The organism is Cryobacterium sp. TMT1-2-1 (assembly GCF_004403955.1).
GTDB lineage: Bacteria > Actinomycetota > Actinomycetes > Actinomycetales > Microbacteriaceae > Cryobacterium > Cryobacterium psychrotolerans.
The window spans coordinates 1-17,708 of record NZ_SOHC01000077.1 but is presented as its reverse complement, the minus strand read 5'-3'; the positions used below and the strand labels follow the sequence as shown (position 1 = coordinate 17,708).

Annotated in this window: 14 protein-coding genes and 2 tRNA genes; 4 read left to right on the top strand and 12 right to left on the bottom strand. The window is 66.5% G+C overall.

All coding sequences use genetic code 11. The annotated features are described in order from the left end of the window. Positions 1–80 precede the first annotated feature (80 nt). From E3T33_RS13780 to E3T33_RS13770, 3 genes are all read right to left on the bottom strand, one after another. Complete coding sequence (locus E3T33_RS13780; RefSeq protein WP_092323286.1) at positions 81–1,466, bottom strand: permease; 1,386 nt, start codon at positions 1,464–1,466, stop codon at positions 81–83. A 329-nt stretch (positions 1,467–1,795) separates the two neighbouring features. Continuing rightward, positions 1,796–3,781 (bottom strand): hydantoinase B/oxoprolinase family protein, encoded by a 1,986-nt coding sequence (locus E3T33_RS13775; protein ID WP_092323284.1) that lies wholly within the window; start codon positions 3,779–3,781, stop codon positions 1,796–1,798. After that, a complete protein-coding gene (locus tag E3T33_RS13770) occupies positions 3,774–5,819 on the bottom strand; it encodes a hydantoinase/oxoprolinase family protein (protein ID WP_092323282.1) in 2,046 nt (681 codons plus the stop codon). Before E3T33_RS13770 ends, E3T33_RS13775 begins: the two co-directional genes overlap by 8 nt. A 211-nt stretch (positions 5,820–6,030) precedes the next feature. Between E3T33_RS13770 and E3T33_RS13765 the strand changes: the two genes are divergently transcribed. Together E3T33_RS13765 and E3T33_RS13760 are read left to right on the top strand one after the other, a co-directional pair. Then, positions 6,031–7,281, top strand: coding sequence for a helix-turn-helix domain-containing protein (locus E3T33_RS13765; RefSeq protein WP_092323281.1), 1,251 nt, complete (start codon positions 6,031–6,033; stop codon positions 7,279–7,281). Between the two features lie 68 nt (positions 7,282–7,349). Further along, positions 7,350–7,628 carry a cupin domain-containing protein gene (locus E3T33_RS13760; protein WP_092323279.1) on the top strand — a complete coding sequence of 93 codons (279 nt, stop codon included), beginning with the start codon at positions 7,350–7,352 and terminating at the stop codon, positions 7,626–7,628. Between the two features lie 65 nt (positions 7,629–7,693). On the opposite strand, the gene E3T33_RS13755 is transcribed toward E3T33_RS13760, so the two are convergent. The 5 genes from E3T33_RS13755 to serS form a co-directional block, all read right to left on the bottom strand. Further along, positions 7,694–7,784: transfer RNA gene (locus E3T33_RS13755), tRNA-Ser, on the bottom strand. Positions 7,785–7,872: 88 nt separating this feature from the next. Next, the gene (locus E3T33_RS13750) at positions 7,873–9,141 is read right to left on the bottom strand and encodes an LCP family protein (RefSeq protein ID WP_092323277.1); all 1,269 of its coding nucleotides are present in this window, start codon (positions 9,139–9,141) and stop codon (positions 7,873–7,875) included. Between the two features lie 42 nt (positions 9,142–9,183). Continuing rightward, positions 9,184–9,268 (bottom strand) — tRNA-Ser (locus tag E3T33_RS13745). A gap of 87 nt (positions 9,269–9,355) precedes the next feature. Continuing rightward, a complete protein-coding gene (locus E3T33_RS13740) occupies positions 9,356–10,159 on the bottom strand; it encodes an HAD family hydrolase (protein WP_198417069.1) in 804 nt (267 codons plus the stop codon). Next, positions 10,156–11,427, bottom strand: coding sequence for a serine--tRNA ligase (serS, locus tag E3T33_RS13735; protein WP_092323276.1), 1,272 nt, complete (start codon positions 11,425–11,427; stop codon positions 10,156–10,158). Before serS ends, E3T33_RS13740 begins: the two co-directional genes overlap by 4 nt. A gap of 49 nt (positions 11,428–11,476) precedes the next feature. Between serS and E3T33_RS13730 the strand changes: the two genes are divergently transcribed. Next, positions 11,477–12,481 carry a diacylglycerol kinase family protein gene (locus E3T33_RS13730; protein WP_134575546.1) on the top strand — a complete coding sequence of 335 codons (1,005 nt, stop codon included), beginning with the start codon at positions 11,477–11,479 and terminating at the stop codon, positions 12,479–12,481. 111 nt (positions 12,482–12,592) lie between these two features. On the opposite strand, the gene pheA is transcribed toward E3T33_RS13730, so the two are convergent. Next, complete coding sequence (pheA, locus tag E3T33_RS13725) at positions 12,593–13,522, bottom strand: prephenate dehydratase (protein WP_092323272.1); 930 nt, start codon at positions 13,520–13,522, stop codon at positions 12,593–12,595. Between the two features lie 35 nt (positions 13,523–13,557). Between pheA and pgm the strand changes: the two genes are divergently transcribed. Continuing rightward, on the top strand, positions 13,558–15,174 hold the full coding sequence (pgm, locus tag E3T33_RS13720) for a phosphoglucomutase (alpha-D-glucose-1,6-bisphosphate-dependent) (RefSeq protein WP_092323271.1): 1,617 nt from the start codon (positions 13,558–13,560) through the stop codon (positions 15,172–15,174). A 17-nt stretch (positions 15,175–15,191) separates the two neighbouring features. Here pgm and E3T33_RS13715 read toward each other — a convergent pair whose 3' ends face one another. The 3 genes from E3T33_RS13715 to E3T33_RS13705 form a co-directional block, all read right to left on the bottom strand. Continuing rightward, complete coding sequence (locus E3T33_RS13715) at positions 15,192–15,866, bottom strand: amidase domain-containing protein (protein ID WP_166784501.1); 675 nt, start codon at positions 15,864–15,866, stop codon at positions 15,192–15,194. Between the two features lie 59 nt (positions 15,867–15,925). Continuing rightward, positions 15,926–16,915: an amidase domain-containing protein gene (locus tag E3T33_RS13710; RefSeq protein ID WP_166784500.1), complete on the bottom strand. Its 990-nt coding sequence runs from the start codon at positions 16,913–16,915 to the stop codon at positions 15,926–15,928. A gap of 111 nt (positions 16,916–17,026) precedes the next feature. Continuing rightward, the coding region (locus E3T33_RS13705; protein WP_134575540.1) for a M15 family metallopeptidase at positions 17,027–17,708 on the bottom strand (682 nt) is incomplete at its 5' end.

The window sequence follows — 17,708 nt, the reverse complement described above, 5'->3', positions numbered from 1 at the left end:
GGCCGACGCGGCACGGGCGGGCGCATGAAAAAGGTGGGGCACCCCGAAGGGCGCCCCACCTGTGTGAGCCGCGGCGGCGGTTACCGCTTGACGCGGAGCGCGGTTCTGGAGGAAGTGCCGTTCCAGAGGAGCGCGTAGACAACCGCAGCAACAACCGCAGTGGTGATCGGGCCCCAGGTCGCACCCACACCGGCCAGGTCCGGGTTGATCGCCCCAAGCTGGAGCATGAGGATGCCGATGGCTGTGGCCGCGATCCAGGCGATGAGGCCCGAGTTGTTGAACGAGCGGTAGTGCGCGTCGCCGAGCATGCCATGTTCTTCATTCTTGCCACGGTTCAGCAGAATGTGCGTCAGCGCGATCGCCACCCACGCCGTGACCAGGACGCCCTGCCACGCCAGCGCGAGCAGGATGTACTGCACGATGGGCAGCAACATGAGCAGGAAGATGATCAGCGACGAGATGAGCACCCAGACCAGGTTGGGCAGCTTGACGCGGAAAACGCGCTCCCCGAATGACTTGAGGTTTGCTGCACCGAGGTAATAGTTGGCGGTGTTGATCCGGGTCTGCGAGACGAAGACGACGATCAGGCCGAGAATGCCCATCATGGAGACGAGACCGCCTGCCACGCCGGTCTCCGAGACCTCCATGCCGGGAATGGTGAAGGTGAGGAAGATGCCCACGATTGCGCTGAATCCGTAAGCGACGATGTAGAACAGCCAGCCGAAGCTCCAGCGCTGGTGGAACTTGATGTCTTTGCGCTTGCCGAGGGCCGCGTAGTCCATAGTGAACATCATCATGATCCACACGCCCATGTAGCCGGCGAAGGTGGCCAGCCAGCCGGGTCCGCCGACGGCGAGCGGCACGGCGAGGTCAGCCTGCTGCGTGAGCCAGGTGTCGGTGAATCCGTACTGCACGCCTGCCCAGATCACGGCGGCAATGAGCCCGCCCAGGTAGATGGGCAGGAGCCATCCGTTGAGCTTGTCGATGAACTTGCGTGCGCCGCCGAGGATCAGCGGCGTGGAGTAGACCACAACAATCAGGTACCACATCCACGTCGGACCGCCGAATGCCGTCTGGAAAGCGTAGGCGACGATGGATCCTTCGAAAACCGCGTAGTAGATGGCGACGAGGGCGAAGATGATCGTGGCGATGGACGAGCCGGCAGTCCCGAGGATGGTGCGCGAGAACAACGCCACGGTGGTGCGGTTGTTGATCGCGTACTTGGCGAGCACCCGGTTGATCAGACCGTAGACGAAGATCGTGAGTACGAGGCCGATAACAGCGTTGAGGGTGCCGTAGGCCATCGCCATGGCGGCCCCGATATAGACGAAGAACATCGCGCTGGCGACGCCGTACCACGCCATCGAGAGCGAGCCGCGAGTCATCTGATCTTCATCGTTGCCCTCTCTGTAGAGCGCATCCGTGGCCTCAACGGTGTCGTTGCTGCCAGTCAAATTCAAGTTCACTGTTACCTCCGATAGTGACAGGCGCGAACGGCCGGAACGTCGTTGTGGGTGGCGCTCGCATGCGACTGTCGTGTGGTGATGCCGTGCCTTGGAGCCGAGCGGTGCGCGGCCCAAGTCATTCGTGGTGAGGGAGAGTGTGAGCGCCGCGAGGCTTTCACATTCAGCAATCATGGGTAAATACTGCAGGTGCTAACAAGTGGGCATGCGCCCGAGGAATACTCGAAATATTGTGCTGTTGCACAATATCTGGGCGGGCATCCTGCACCTCGCGCTGGCTTGCGCATGCCCGGTCGGATGCCCGCCCCAGACTTCCAGGGCGTCTGCTGCGGTCAGCCCCAGTGTTGCGCCGACCGCCGTTCCATCAGCGCACGGAACTGATCGGTGGTCGTGGGAAAGAGCTCGCCCGTGCCCCAGTCGAGGATGACGCCATGGCGGCGGATCACATCGAGCATGTCGATCTCGCCCGACTTGTAGCCTTCTGCGATCACCGTGGGGTCGACTTCGAGCCACCCCTGCCGCTGCGCGGAAATTGACTCGCGCTTGGCAGCGGTGGAGGCAAAATCGATTCGGAAGTCATCGAGCTCGGCATCGATCTCATCGATCACCACACCGTAGTCCTCGGCAGCGCGACGCAGCGAGACGTAGCCGTCGATGACGTCGTCCAGCACTTCTTCCGCCGGGCGTTCAAGCGGGTCGCCGTACCCGCCGCCACCGGCGGAGGGGCGGATGAAGGAGTCCCCGGGCTGCAGGGGCACCGACGAGAAGTTTGAGCCGAGGAACCTCTCGTTGTCAGATCCGCGGTTGAGCCACACGCCGTGCGGGATCGAGGGCAACCCGCCTTCAATGCCCCAGGTGATGGAACGAGCCCGGTCGCAGGAGTAGCTCATCACTGTGGACTCAGCGTCGGTCAACGTCCCGCCCTTTTCGATGCCGCAGCCACCGCGAAAGCGACCGGGGCCACCCGAGTCGACGGCAATCTGATGCACCGAGGTGAGCACGGGCGAGAGACGCTCCTGACCTTCGAGCGGCTGCACGGCGAGGCCGGGGCCGAACACGGGTGCGGTCGCCGTCGAGCCGTCTTTGGACGCGCGGCCACCCCAGCCGCCGGCCATCCAGTCGTACCACATGAAGTAGGGCTTCTTCTCGCTGCGCGCATCGCGGCCGCCCACGAGCAGGTATTCGAGATTGAACGCACACGCCATGGCCCGCTCGGGCATGACCTGGGACCAAATTTCGAAAATGCCGTTCATCAGCTTCTCGTAGGGGCCGGAGCAGAAGCCGGTGACCGCGTAGGGCCATCCAGCGTTCACGACGGTGCCCTCGGGCCCGATGTCCGCGGTGACGGCCGCATAGAATCCCGAGTTGAGTGGCACGTCAGGAAAGAACGTCTTGGTGCCGGCGTAGATGGCTGAGAACGTTGTGCCATAGCCCGAGTTGAGGAATGTTTCAACAACCGGTGCCGAGCCGGTGAGGTCATAGTGAATGCCCTCGCCGTCCAGGGTGAGCTTGATCTTGATGGGTACGAGCCCCTCACCCTTTCCGGGATCGGCATCCATGTAGTCGACTGTTTCCCAGGTGCCACGCGGCAGCGTCTCCAGGCGGCGGCGCACGGTTCGCTCCACGTAGTCCTGTGTCTCCTTGAGCGCGGTCTTCACCGTTGCGGTGCTGTATCGGCCAATGAGGCGTTGCATTTGTCGCTCGCACACAGCGGTCGCCTCGGACTGGGCGTGCAGGTCGCCCATAGCCTGTGCAGGCGCACGCGTGTTGGAGACGAGCAATTGCGCCACATCGTGGAGAAACACGCCCTTGGACCAGACCCGCACCGGAGTTATGCGCAGGCCTTCCCCGAAGTGCTCCTTGGCGTTCACATCGAAGGAACCGGGCACGTTGCCACCGATGTCGGCCCAGTGCCCCTTGTTCTGCGCATAAGCGATCACTTCGCCATCAGCAAAGATCGGACGAATAAATGACACGTCGTTGAAGTGAGTGCCCCCCCGATATGGGTCGTTGATGGCGAAGACGTCGCCGGGGTGAATGTCCGTCCCGAATTCCTCAATCACGGCCTTGCACTGGAAGTGCAGCGTGCCGACGTGGACGGCGATGTCCCCTGAACCCTGCATCACGGTGTTGCCCTCGGCATCACACAATGCCGAGGAGAAGTCGCGCGAATAGATGACGAAGGAGTAGCAGGTGCGCAGGATCTGTTCGCTCATGAGGTCAACGCTGGTTGCGAAGGCGTTCTTGAGCACCTCGAAAGTGACCGGATCCAGCGTGGTCAGGGGGGCGGTTGCGGTTGCCGTTGCGGTGTTACCCATGGAGTATCTCCTCGAGGTGAATACGGATGTTGAGCCATTCGTCGATCTCGGCGTGTGTGTATGGCGGCACCACCGTGGTCGAGTCGAGTTGGTTGATGATGGCCGGGCCCCGGAACCTGGCCCCGGCCGGGATGGTGTCGCGGTCGTACACCGGCGTGTCCAGCCAGCCGTCGGCGCCGAAGTACACGGGATGGGTATCGATCGGCGTCCCGGGGTGGGTCGACGTGCGCGCATGCGGTCGAAACGAGGGCTTGGGTGTCTTGCCGATGGCGGCGAGGTGCAACTGGTAGATTTCCACCGGCGTGCCATCCTGTCGAAAGGCGAACTCGCGCTCGTACTGCTCGTGAAACGCCGTGATCGCCTGCTTGAGCGCTCCCTCGCCCGACCCCATCGGCACCGAGAGAGAACGCCACTGGCCCAGGTAGCGCATCGACACTTGCCGCTGCAACAGCGCGTTTTCGTCGGCGACACCCTCATGCCGCAAGCGGGCGGATGCCTCAGACTCGAGGGCGGTGAAGCTTGCCTCGAGGTCATCGGCGTCCGCGTTTGCGGCCAGCCCGGTGTACATCTGTGACAGGTCGTGACGAATGTCAACGAGCAGGCATCCCATCGCCGAAGTGACGCCGGGGTTCGGCGGCACGATGACGACAGGGATGTTCAATTCGCGGGCAACGTCAGCACCGTGCAGCGCACCCGCGCCGCCGAAGGCGAGCAGCGCAAAGTCGCGCGGGTCGTAGCCTCGACGAATCGAGATGAGACGCACCGCGTCTGCCATGTTCGCATTGGCGACCGCGACGATCGCGTGGGCTGCCTCGGCCAGTTCCAGGTTGAGTGGCTCCGCAATGAATCGGGTGATGGCCTCTGCGGACAGGCGCTTGTCGAGGCTCTTGGCGCCGCCGGCGAGCGAGGTGCCGAGCCGGCCGAGCACCACGTTGGCGTCGGTGTTTGTCGGCTGGTCGCCGCCCATGCTGTAGCAGGCGGGCCCGGGGTCCGCCCCGGCCGACTGGGGGCCGTTACGTAGTGACCCGGCAATGTCGATGTGGGCGAGCGATCCGCCGCCCGCGCCGATGGTGAGCACTTCGATCGAGGGAAAGATGATCGGGTGGCCGTACTCCACCTGCCACTCCTTGGTGATGCGCAGCTCGCCGTCAGCGATGAGGGCGATGTCCGTTGACGTGCCGCCCATGTCGAGGCTGACCGCGTTCTCGTAGCCGCACTGCTGGGCGATGTGCTTTGCGGAGATCGCCCCCGCGGCGATGCCCGAGGCGGCCAGGCGCACCGGGTACTTCTCGACCATGCGAGGGGTCATGGAGCCGCCACCCGAGTGCAACAGCAGCAAGTCGCCGGCGTAGCCGCCCTCCTTCAGATGGGTGGCGAGGCGGTTCACGTAGCCCGACACGAGCGGAGCGAGCACCGCGTTCGCGACCGCGGTATTGAACCGGTCGTATTCGAAGATCTCGGGCAGAATCTCGGCCGAGGTCGAGACAGTGGCATCCGGGATCTCCTCTTCGAGGATCTCGCGCATACGGGTCTCATGGGCCGGATTCGCGTAGGAGTTGAGGAAGCAGACGGCGATGGTTTTGGCGCCGCGCCGTTTCAGCAGGGCCGCCACCCGGCGGGCCTCCTCCTCGTCGAGCGGGGTGACCGTGCGTCCCGAGAAGTCGATACGCTCGCTCACCTCGAATCTGTCACGGCGACGAATGTAGGGACCAGAAACGTCGTTGTAGGCATCCCAGAGGTCGTCCTTGGTACCGTCGCGAATCTCGATGACGTCACGAAACCCTTTGGTGGTGACGAGGGCGGCGGCCGGAAACTTTCTTGTGATCAGAGCGTTGGTCGCCACGGTGGTGCCGTGCGAGAACAGGCTGACGTCGGACAGGTTGATCTCACCCCGTTCAACGCCGTTCATGACGGCGATCATTGGGTCATGCGGCGTTGAGGGAACCTTTGTCACCCGCATGGTCTTCGTATCTTCGTCGAAGATGCACACGTCGGTGAAGGTTCCGCCAACATCCACGGCTACGCGGAGTTGTGTCATCGGTGTTCCTCCTGGGATTTCTGGGACTGGTCAATGAATGGATTGATGACAACTGTGGGGGCACGGTTCCCGTTCGTCATTAGAAAAATCCAAACCTCGACCGGAGCACGCCTGTAGAATCTCCAAAACCCCCCGGACAACGCAGGACCGGATCTGAACTTTCTCAGATTTTTTCCTCCGCGCGGGCGAAATTCGGGCGCGGAGGAGAGGCATGGAGCAGGGAACCGGTTCAAACCCGTCGCTAGCGGACCAGGCCGCGGAGCTAACCCTCACCCTCAAAGTCACGACCCTGCTCCTGAACGCTGTGTCTATGGAGGAGCCGGTGAAGGCGCTCGTCGGACGGGTCGCCGACCTGTGTCATGGCGCGGCCGTGGTGTATGACGCCGACGGGGCAATTGTCGAAAGCTCAGGCGAGGCCCCCACCCGGCTGATCTGGAACGAGGTGGCGGCCTCGCACGCGACCGATCAGGAGTTTTCCATTGGCCGATGGCACCTGCGCACCCGCACGGTGGCCCTGCACGACGGCGTGCACGTGCTGGCCATCGGCACCCGCAGCGAGGACCTGCTGCCCCGGCTCGGTGACGTGCTGCTCGACACCGCCGAGCGCATGCTGGCAGCGGTGAATGGCATCCAGCACGGGGCGAGCCTGCGCGATCGCCGAGACAACGCGCACGTCCTGGCCACGCTGCAGGATGGGGTCCTGCCCTCGCGCGAGCACCGGCACTGGGGACGACTGGCGCAGTACAAGTTCCCGAGTTATGTTCCGCTGCGCGCGCTGGAGGCGGCGGCGCCCGGGGGCGAATCGGCGACCGAGGCGCACGTGCAACGGCTGATCGATTCGGCCAAGAGCTTCGGAGTGGCACTGCTCGTTTCGATCCGCAGGCTTGATCAAGAGACACCGGCGACCATCAGCGCGGTCATTCCCGCGGCCGGACGTGCCGAGGCGTGGCTCAATCAGGTCGCGCAGACGCTCACCGTGGGCACGTCGGCGCCCTTCGGGGCGTTAGCGGAAACCCCGGCGGCATTCCGCGAGGCCGAAATGGCGTTGGAGATCGCCCGGTCACGGGCACGCTCCTTTGCAGCCGACGCCGGCCCTGCGACGGCGACCGAGATCGTGCGCCTGGACGAAGTCGACCTCGCGACCTGGCTGCTCTCCCAGGTGGATGGACAGCAGTTGCTGGCACGCATGCGCCCGATTCTGCACGAACTGCGCGGTGCCGACACGTTGCACGCAACGCTGGTGACTTATCTGGCGTTGGATCAGAACATCACAGCCACCGCGCAGGCCATGTTCGTGCATGCCAACACGATCAGGTATCGACTCGGGAAGATCGAGGAGCTGTTCGGCGAGCCGGTCACGTCTGCGGCATTCGTGACGAACCTGTACCTGTGCCTCCAGAGTCCTGTGCTGGGGCGTCAACGTGCGCTGGGCCACCAACACGACGTCGCGGCCGGCGGGTAAGCCGGCGCGACTCGGGCAAGCGGGGCAAGTATGCTCGGCTCAACGACAACACAATCGAAGGAACCGCTATGGCCATCAGCGAGACCCAGATCGACAACGGCATCTTTCGGGTGACGAAGTGGGTGATCGAGCCCGGTGGAGCGATCCCCATGCACCGGCACGAATTCGAGTACGTCGTGGTGCCTCTCGTCAACGACACGATGTATGTCACAAACGCCGACGGGTCGGAGATTGCCGCGGAACTGCGCATCGGCCAGAGCTACACTCGCCCGGCGGGCGCGGAGCACACCGTGGCGAACCGAGGCACGGCCACGATCGTGTTCGTCGAAACCGAGAAGCTGTCCTAGCGACCCTCGACGCGCAGTTCGCAATTTAACGAACTCGGCCGTTGCACAGGCTGAATTCCCCAGTGCGGAGACGGTGGGATTTGAACCCACGGTGCCCCGTAAAGGGCACTCCACCTTAGCAGGGTGGTGCACTAAGCCGAACTATGCGACGTCTCCTTGGTGCTTGCGCTGCAAACACACGAGTTCAATCATAACCGCACCGGGGGCCTCCGGAGGAACCAGGCCCGGATGCCGCCGGCGGTCACTACTGGTTGTTGAGCGTGCGGCCGACCGAGCAGGTGAACTCGTCCGCAGTCTGGCCGGTGGCCGAGTCGGGGAGCACCGTCGCCGGGACGCTGGGCTTCGGTGCCGGCGTTGCCGACGTGCCGGGCTTCGGTGTGGCCGACGCGGTGGGCTCGGGCGTCGCCGGGGCATCCGGGTCAGCAGTTGCTCCCCGGCCGGTCGAGCCTCCCAGCTGGATCGGCTGGTCGGCGGCGATGGTCGTGAACATGTCCTCGAAGTCCGGCTGCAGGGGCTTGACGCCGCTGTCGACCTCGCCCGTGGGCACCTGCACGAAGACCACCTTGTCCAGGTCGATGTCCTTGAGCGCCAGCGCGATCGAGATCAGGGTGTCGACGTTGTTGAGGCTCGTCGACAGCTGCATGTTGGCGGTCGCCGCCTTGGCGAGCGAGTACACCTTGGTGGGGTCGGAGAGCGTCTCGGAGCTCTTGATCGTGCGGAGCAACGCGGACATGAAGACCTGCTGGTTGTTGATGCGGGTCAGGTCGCTGCCGTCGCCGATGCCGTGGCGGGTGCGCAGGAACTGGAGGGCGGCCAGGCCCTGCAAGGTGTGCTTGCCGGCCTTGAGGTAGGTGTCGGTGTGCTTGTCCTCGATGTCCTCGGCGACACAGACCTCGACGCCGCCGACCGCGGTCGACATGGCCATGACCCCGCCGAACTGCACCTCGGCCGCATAGGGAATCTTGAGCCCGGTGAGCTCCTCCACCGTGAGCACGGTGCAGGCGAGCCCGCCGTAGGTGAGGGTCGTGTTGATCTTCTGGCTGCTCATCGCGTCGTAGGTGCCGCCCTTGCCGTCGGGGCAGCCGGGGATGGGCACGTACATGTCGCGGGGAAAGCTGATCACGGAGGCGTTGCTGTGGTCCTCCGAAATGTGCAGCAGCATCGTCACGTCGTTGAGGTCGCCGGTTTCGTCCTCGCCGCCGAACACGGCGGCCTGGCCCTTGCGGCTGTCACTGCCGACGAGCAGCAGGTTCACGCCACCCTTGATCGCGCTGAACTTCGGACCGGGCTCGCCCTCGACCTCGTTCTCGAGGTGGACACCGGGCTTGACGCTGGCCACAACGTCGTAGGCCGCGATCGCGGCGACAGACACGCCACTGACCATGAGAACGGCCAGGGCCGCGGCGATGAACTTGAACACGGTCGTAACCGGGTTGGATTTCTTCAGCCGGCCGTGCCGGGCGATGGTGCTCAGCTTCGATCGCGAAGAGCGTGGACGCATCTGGTCGCTCACTCTGATCCCTTCGTTCCTGGCTGGCGGTGACACCTCGCAATGCGGAGGGCGTGGGATTCGAACCCACGAGACATTTCTGCCCACCAGTTTTCAAGACTGGCTCCATCGGCCGCTCGGACAGCCCTCCCGGTTCGCGAACGAACAAGGCCCGATTCTAGCCGATAGCGGACTCTCCAGAATGACAGGATTACCTGAAAACCGGCTGCATGCGGGTCTAGAGCGTGCCGAGCACGAGCGCGAGTCCGTCGTCGAGAACCGAGGCCGTGATCTCGCCGGCCGCCTCGATCACGTCTGCGGGGGCCTGGCCCATGGCCACGCCCCGCCCCGAAACGGATGCCCAGAGCAGCAGGTCGATATCGTTGCGTCCGTCGCCGACGGCCATCACCCGGCTGCGCGGAATCCCGAATTCCTCGCGCACCCGTTCCATCGCCGTGGCCTTGTTCACGCCGTCGGGCGCGATGTCCAGCCAGGCCGTCCAGCCAATCGCGTAGCTGACCCGGTTGAGGCCCATCTTCTCGACCACCTGGAGGAACTCCTCCATGTCGTGATCGGGCGAGATGACAACCACCCGGGTGGCGGCGTGCAGGAGTAGCTGGTCGAAGTCGACGTGTTCGCTGTCCAGGCCGATCGTGGCATCCGGGAAGGGTTCGGTGTAGCGGTAATAACCGTGCTCGTCCTCGACCGCATAGCGCGCGCCGGTCAGGTGCGAGCGGATCGAGGTGAGAACGTCGGTCGGGTCGAAGGTCTCGACCCATTCCCGGCGGTAACCGGTCGGCGCGTCCGGGTCGCGGTGCAGGGTGATCGCCCCGTTCGAGCAGACGACGAAGCGGGGTGCGATGTCGAGGCGCTCGAGCACGGGCAGGGTGGCGGAGGCGGACCGACCCGTGGCCAGCATCACCTCGTGGCCGGCCGAGGTGAGCCGCTGGATCTGCTCGAGCACGGCGTCGCTGATCGTGCCGTCCTCGTGCATGGTCGTGCCGTCGATGTCGAGGGCGACGAGCCAGCGCCCGTCGGTCACGGTCGGCTCACCGGTTCGAGCAGCTCGAGGCCGCCGAGGAAGGGCCGGAGCGCTTCGGGCACCCGCACGGATCCGTCGGCCTGCTGGTGGGTCTCGAGCAGCGCGACGATCCACCTGGTCGTGGCCAGGGTGCCGTTGAGGGTCGCGACCGGCGCGGTCTTGCCGGATTCCGTGCGGTAGCGGATGTCGAGGCGGCGGGCCTGGTAGGTGGTGCAGTTGCTCGTGCTGGTCAGTTCTCGGTAGGCGCCCTGGGTGGGCACCCACGCCTCGATGTCGAACTTGCGGGCGGCGCTCGAGCCGAGGTCCCCGGCTGCGACGTCGATGACCCGGTAGCTCAGTCCGAGGGCCTGAAGCATGTCCTCCTGCAGCGCGACGAGGCGATCGTGCTCGCCCTCGGCGTTCTCCGGGAGCACGTAGGTGAACATCTCCAGCTTGTTGAACTGGTGCACCCGGATGATGCCGCGGGTGTCCTTGCCGCCGGAGCCGGCCTCACGGCGGTAGCAGGTCGACCAGCCGGCGTAGCGGAGCGGCTCGGCCGAGAGGTCGAGGATTTCGTCCTTGTGGTAGCCGGCGAGCGCGACCTCGCTGGTGCCGGTGAGGTAGAGGTCGTCGCCGGGCAGGTAGTAGACCTCGTCGTTGTGCTCGCCGAGGAATCCGGTGCCGTCCATGATCTCCGGCCGCACCAGCGTCGGCGTGATCAGGGGGACGAAACCGGCCGCGAGCGCGTGGTCGAGCGCCATGTTCATCAGGGCGATTTCGAGGCGAGCGCCGATCCCGCGCAGGAAGTAGAAGCGCGATCCGGACACCTTCGCGCCGCGGGCCATGTCGATGGCGCCGAGCAGCTCGCCCAGCTCCAGGTGGTCGCGCGGTTCGAAGTCGAAGGTGGGGGTCTCGCCGTGGGTGCGGAGGGTGGTGAAGTTCTCCTCGCCGCCCGACGGCACGCCGTCGATGACCGGGTTGGCAATGCTGCGCACGATCGTGGTGAAGCGCGCCTCGGCATCCGCCGCGGCGGCACCGGCCGCCTTCACCTCGGCGGCCAGGCTCTGCGCTTCCGCGACGAGCGCCTTCTTCTCTTCGGGCGGGGCGGAGGCGACGCGCTTGCCGAACTGGTTCTGCGTGGCCCGCAGCGCCTCGAAGGAGGTGATCGCCGCCCGGCGGGCGGCGTCCGCGGACAGCGCAGAATCGACCGCCGCGACGGAGTCGCCGCGCGCCTCCTGCGAACGCTTGATGAGCTCAGGATTCTCGCGTAACAGCACCGGATCAATCACAGCATCGAGTCTACAAGCGCGAACCGGGGCGGCTTGCTAGCCTTGCCCCGTGACAGCCTCCGGTCCGCCCCGCATCGACCGGTATGCCGCCGTCGTCTACAACCCGATCAAGGTCGACCTGGCCAGGCTTCGGAGGAGCGTGCACGCTGCGCAGTCCGCCGCGGGCTGGGCCCCGACACTCTGGTTCGAAACGAGCGCCGAGGATTTCGGAAACGAGGCCGCCCGTCGAGCCGTGCGCCGCGGGGCATCCCTCGTGATCGCAGCCGGGGGCGACGGCACCGTGCGGGCCGTGGCCGAAGCCCTGCGCGGCTCCGAGGTGAGCCTGGCCATCGTGCCGCTCGGCACCGGCAACCTGCTCGCGCGAAACCTGCAGCTGCCCCTGGGCAGCATCGACGAGTCGGCCGCGATCGCGTTCGGGGGGATCGACAAACCGGTGGACGTCGGCGTCGCCGAGATGACCACCTTTGACGGGCGGACCATCGAGCACGCCTTCGTCGTGCTGGCCGGGGTGGGCCTGGACGCGCAGATGATCGCGAAGACCCGGCCGTCGCTGAAGAAGCAGGTCGGCTGGCTCGCGTACGTCGACGCGGGGGCACGGGTCATCCCCCGGGCCGAACCCTTCCGCATCGGCTACAGCCTCGACGGCCGTCCCGAGCGGCATGCGCACATCAGCACGATCCTCGTCGCGAACTGCGGCACCCTGACCGGGAACATGCTGTTCCTGCCCGACGCCCGGCTCGACGACGGCATCCTCGACACGGCGATCATGCAGGTCAAGGGCGTGCGCGGCTGGTTCAGGATCTGGCTGCGCGTGATGTGGGAAAACGGCGTGCTGCGCCGCTCGGCTGCGGGCCGCGAGGTGATCCGCCTGCGCGAGAAGGGGAACGAGCGCATGATGAAAACGCTCCGCGGCACCGACATCCGGATCAGGCTGGACAGCCCGCAGCCGCTCGAACTCGACGGCGACGGATTCGGGATGGTGCGGTCGGTGTTCCTCCGGTCGGACCCGCAGGCGCTGGCCGTGCGGGTGCCCGCCTGGTCCCCTCCCGTCTGACTTTCCTCCCCGCGAAACCGCAGTTGTGCGCGCTAAAACGCCCGAATAACGCGCACAACTGCGGTTTCGCGGAAGGAAAAGGGGGGTTCTTTAGGGGGAGGGGAAGGGGGTTTAGGGGAGGAGGGTGCTGAGCCAGGCGCGGGCCTCGATGAAGATCTCGTCGTCGTAGCGGGACGTGAACTCGATCGGCCGCTTGTCGGCGCGCGGGTACGAGCCGAGGAAGATCACGTTGGGGCTCGAGCGGCGCAGGCCCAGCAGGGCGTCGGCGACGCGCTCGTCGAGGATGTGGCCGTCGGCGTCGATCACGAAGCGGTAGCGCCCCAGGGCGTCGCCGATCGGCCGCGACTGGATCAGGCTGAGGTTGACCCCGCGGGTGGCGAACTGTTCGAGCATTTCGAGCAGGGCGCCCGACCTGTCCTCGGGCAATTCGACGATCACGCTCGTCTTGTCGGCGCCCGTCCTGGCCGGGAGCTCGGTCGTGCGGCTCACCAGCACGAATCGGGTGACCGCGTTGGGATTGTCGCCGATGTCCGTGGCCAGCACGTCGAGGTCGTGGTGCTTCTCGATGCCGGGCGGGGCGATGGCGGCATCCGCCTGGCTGTTGTCGAACAGGGATGCCGCGGCGGCGACGTTGCTCGACGCCGGGATGTGGCCGTGGCGCGGCAGAGTGGACTCGAGCCAGGTGCGGCACTGGGCGTAGGCGACCGGATGCGCGTTGATGACCCGCACGTCCGCGAGCGCGGTGCCGGGGCGGGCGACGAGCACGAAGTTCACCGGGACCAGGTATTCGCCGATGATCCGCAGGTTAGGGGCGCCGGCGAGGGCGTCCTGGGTGGCCGAGACACCGCCGTCGACCGAGTTCTCGATCGCGATCATCGCGGCGACGCTGCGCCCGGTGAGGACATCCGCGAGGGCCTCGCCCACGTTGTTGACGGCACGCCACGGCTTTCCCTGCGCCTCGGGCACCTGGGCCAGCGCGGCTTCCGTGAAGGTGCCGACCGGCCCCAGGAAGCTGTAGGTGACATTAGGGGACTCGGCCATGGCTCACAGCCTAGTTGCAGTGCCAAGATGGGGGCATGAATGAACGTGCGGGAACCCCGGCCCAGGACTCAGACCTCATCGACGCGGAGGCGCTCGTCAACGCGTATTACGCGCTGAAACCGGATGTCTCCATCCCGGCGCAGAGGGTCGTCTTCGGCACATCGGGCCATCGCGGCAGTTCGCTCAGCCTCGCGTTCAACGAGGACCACATCATCGCCACGACGCAGGCGATCGTCGAGTACCGAGCCGCCCAGGGCATCACCGGGCCGCTGTTCATCGGCACCGACCCGCACACGCTCAGCGCCCCCGCGTACACGACCGCCCTCGAGGTGCTCGTCGCCAACGGCGTTCGCGCCCTGGTCGACGAATTCGACGACTATGTGCCGACGCCGGCCCTCTCGCACGCCATCCTCGCCTACAACCGGGCCGGGAACGGCGACGAGGCCGACGGGATCGTCGTGACCCCCAGCCACAACCCGCCCTCCGACGGCGGCTTCAAGTACAACCCGCCGCACGGCGGCCCGGCCGGCAGCGACGCCACCTCCTGGATCGCGAACCGCGCGAACGAGCTCATCGCGGGCGGCCTGAAAGACGTCAGGATGAGCGAGCCGAGCGCGGTGGAGACCTACGACTTCCGCGGCAACTATGTCAATGACCTCGAGAACATCATCGACATGAAGGCCATCAAGGACAGCGGCATCCGGATCGGCGCCGACCCGCTCGGCGGCGCGAGCGTGGGCTACTGGGGCGCCATCCGCGACCGGTACGAGCTCAACCTGACCGTCGTGAACCCGAAGGTCGACCCGACCTGGCGGTTCATGACCCTGGATTGGGACGGCAAGATCCGGATGGACCCGTCGAGCCCCTCGGCGATGGCCTCCGTGCTGGCGCACAAGGATGATTACGACATCCTCACCGGCAACGACGCCGACGCCGACCGGCACGGGATCATCACCCCGGATGACGGGCTGATGAACCCCAACCACTTCCTGGCCGTCGCCATCGACTACCTGTACAGCCACCGCGACGGCTGGCGGGCGGACGCCCGGGTCGGCAAGACCCTCGTCTCGTCCACCATGATCGACCGCGTCGCCGGCTTCCTCGGCCGCGAACTCTGGGAGGTTCCGGTCGGCTTCAAGTGGTTCGTCCCCGGCCTGATCGACGGGTCGGTCGCGTTCGGCGGCGAGGAGAGCGCGGGAGCCAGCTTCGTGCGCTTCGACGGCACGGTCTGGACCACCGACAAGGACGGCATCCTGCTCGCCCTGCTCGCCTCGGAGATTCTCGCGGTAACCGGGAAGACGCCGAGCCAGCGCTATGCCGAACTCGCCGAGCACTTCGGTGCGCCCGCCTACGCGCGGGTGGATGCCGCGGCGACGCCGGCGCAGAAGGCCCAGCTCGGCAAGCTCGACGGCGACGCCATCACGGCCACCGAGCTGGCCGGCGAGAAGATCATCGCCAAGCTCAGCCACGCGCCCGGCAACGGCGCGGCCATCGGCGGGGTCAAGGTCGTCACCGAGAACGCCTGGTTCGCGGCCCGGCCGAGCGGCACGGAAGACGTCTACAAGATCTACGCGGAGTCGTTCCTCGGCCCGGAGCACCTGAAGCAGGTGCAGGTCGAGGCGAAGGCGATCGTCGACGCGGCGATCGCCTGATCTCGTCGAGACCCGGGCTAGGGGATGCTCCAGTAGTACGCCCGGCCGCCCGGGTGCTTCGTCGTGATCGCGTAGTCGACCGAGAGGTAGTCGCTGTCGTCGGTGTGCCCGGCGTAGTAGATCTGCACGCCCGCCGCGGTCTTCTCCACGCGGGTGACGATTCCGGTGTGGTCGCGGTCACCCGACTTGTCCCAGTCGAATTGCACGACGTCGCCGAGTTTCACCTGGTCACGCTGGGCGTCGGTCAGGGCCGTGGCCCGGCCGGAGTCGGCGAGGTAGCGCATCAGCGCGGTCGAACTCACCCAGGGCTTGGAGAAGGAAAAGCTGGAGCCGGTGCCCGCGGTGCGCCACTCGGCATCCATTTTCCAGCCGCGCGCGATCAGCGACTGGTTGGTGAAGTTGACGCAGTCGTTTCCGGTGACGACCCCATAGTCGGCGACGTTGTAGTTCTTCCAGTGCGCCAGCGCGTAGGCCAGCTGCTTCTGAACGGCGAGGTCGACCGGGACCGGCGCGTTCGGGGCGTCGGGGGTGGCTCGGGGGGTCGCGGTATCCGTCGGCACCGATGTGGCCGCCCGGCCGGCGGAGGGTGAATCCTGTGCAACCACAACCGAGGTCAGCGCTGCCGCTCCCGCGATGAGGCCGCCGACGGCGAGCGCCACGAGGCCGATCCGGATGGGCCGGGAGAGCGCCACGATATCCTCGATTCGTTGGGGGTGAGTTCACCTGGTCGGCTGCGGATGCGGGTCCGCCTTTAGGTGATACTCCAGTATGAGACCGTTCCTCCGGCGTTCGCGAGCGACTCGTCGACAGACTTGAAGTCGTTGTCCATCGTGTGGCTGGCGTAGTAGATCCGCGCGCTGCCGCCCGTCTTCTCGACGCGGGTGACGATCCCGGTGTGGTCGCGGTCGCCCGAGCTGTTCCAGTCGAACTGCACGACGTCCCCGACCTTGACCTGCGCGCGCCGGTCGTCGCCGAGCGCGGTGGCGCGGTTCGGATGTGCGGCCAGGTAGGCGGCAAAGGCCGTGGAACTGGCCCAGGCCGCGCTGTACTGGCTGGTTCCGGCGTTGAACGACCACTCGGCATCCATGGTCCAGCCGCGTGCGATCAGCGACTGGCTGGTGAAGTTGACGCAGTCGTTACCGGGGAGCCGGCCGTACTCGGCGGAGTTGTAGTCCTTCCAGTGGGCCAGCACATAGGCGGTTTGCGCGGCGACCTTCGGGTCGGGGATGTAGCGGAAGCTCAGCGGCGCGGTGGCCAGGGACGGGGTCGCGGCCGAGTGGACGGGTACGGCGACGCCGTCGGCGTCGAAGAGCTCCACCGGGACGGCTCCGAGGCGCGTCGAGGCCGGGGTGCTGAGGGTGGCCGTGTCGCTCGTGACCGAGACGACCGTGCCGGGGTTGGCGCCGAAGTTCACGCTGGCCACCTTGTTCAGGTCCGCGCCGGTCACGGTCACGACGGTGCCTCCGGCGACGGAGCCGGCAGAGGTGCCATTGGCCGCGATGATGCTGCTGCGCACGATCGGCTCCGGCTGCCAGGCCGGGGCGCTGCCCGCGGCGGCCGAGGGTCCCGGCTCGGAAACCGCACCGATCGCGCCTCCGCCGGTGGCCAGGCCGACCGACAAGGCGACGGCACTGCTGGCTGCGATGATGCTTCCGGGGAGGAGGATGTGCCGCTTCTCGAGGGGCCTCTCGGCGGAGTGGCGGGGCCGGTTGCGGGTGTCTCGGGGTGAATTCAGGCGCACAAAATCGTCTCTGTTTGGGGGGGAGGGGACCCAAAAGGTAAACATCGCCCCATGGCAAACCCCTGTGCGAAGCATCCGAAACCCATGGGTGCCGGTGCGGCGGACCCGTCGCTAGTCGTAGTCAGGCGCCGCGGGGAGTCCGAAGAATTCCTCCAGTGTGCTCACGCGGGTGCGGTGCATTTCGCCCGCCAGCTGCACCCCGATGTAGCGGAAGTGCCAGGGCTCGAACTCGTACCCGGTGATGGCGACCTTGTCGGCCGGGTAGCGCAGCAGGAACCCGTAGCGCCACGCATTCGCCGCGAGCCACCGTCCGTGCGGGGTGTCGGCGAAGCAGGCACTCAGGGCACACCGTGACGGAACCGAACTGATGTCCAGGGCCAGGCCGGTCTGGTGTTCGCTCGAGCCGGGGCGGGCGATGGCGGCGTCCGCAGACGCCTGTCCGTTCGCTCGCACCGCCCGGTCGTACACCCGGGTCTGCGCCTCGAAGCCGCGGTAGGCGCTCTGCGACTGCAGGCTGAGTCCGGTCGCCTCGGTGATGCCCGCGAACATCGCCACGGCTGCGACGGATGCCTCCTGCCGCAGCTTCGGCTCGTACACGTGAGGCACCGGGACATCCGCGAGGTCGGTCGGGGCGAAGTCCGGCGGAGTCAGCGGACGTTTCTTGTTCACGACGACCCACAGGCTGGCCGGGTCGTCGGTCGACCGGGCGCCCCGGTCGAACGTCGGCACCGCGGTCGGCGCGGCGGAGGGCGCCGGCCGCGGCGGCTGCGCCGGGGAGGTGCGGGACGCGGGG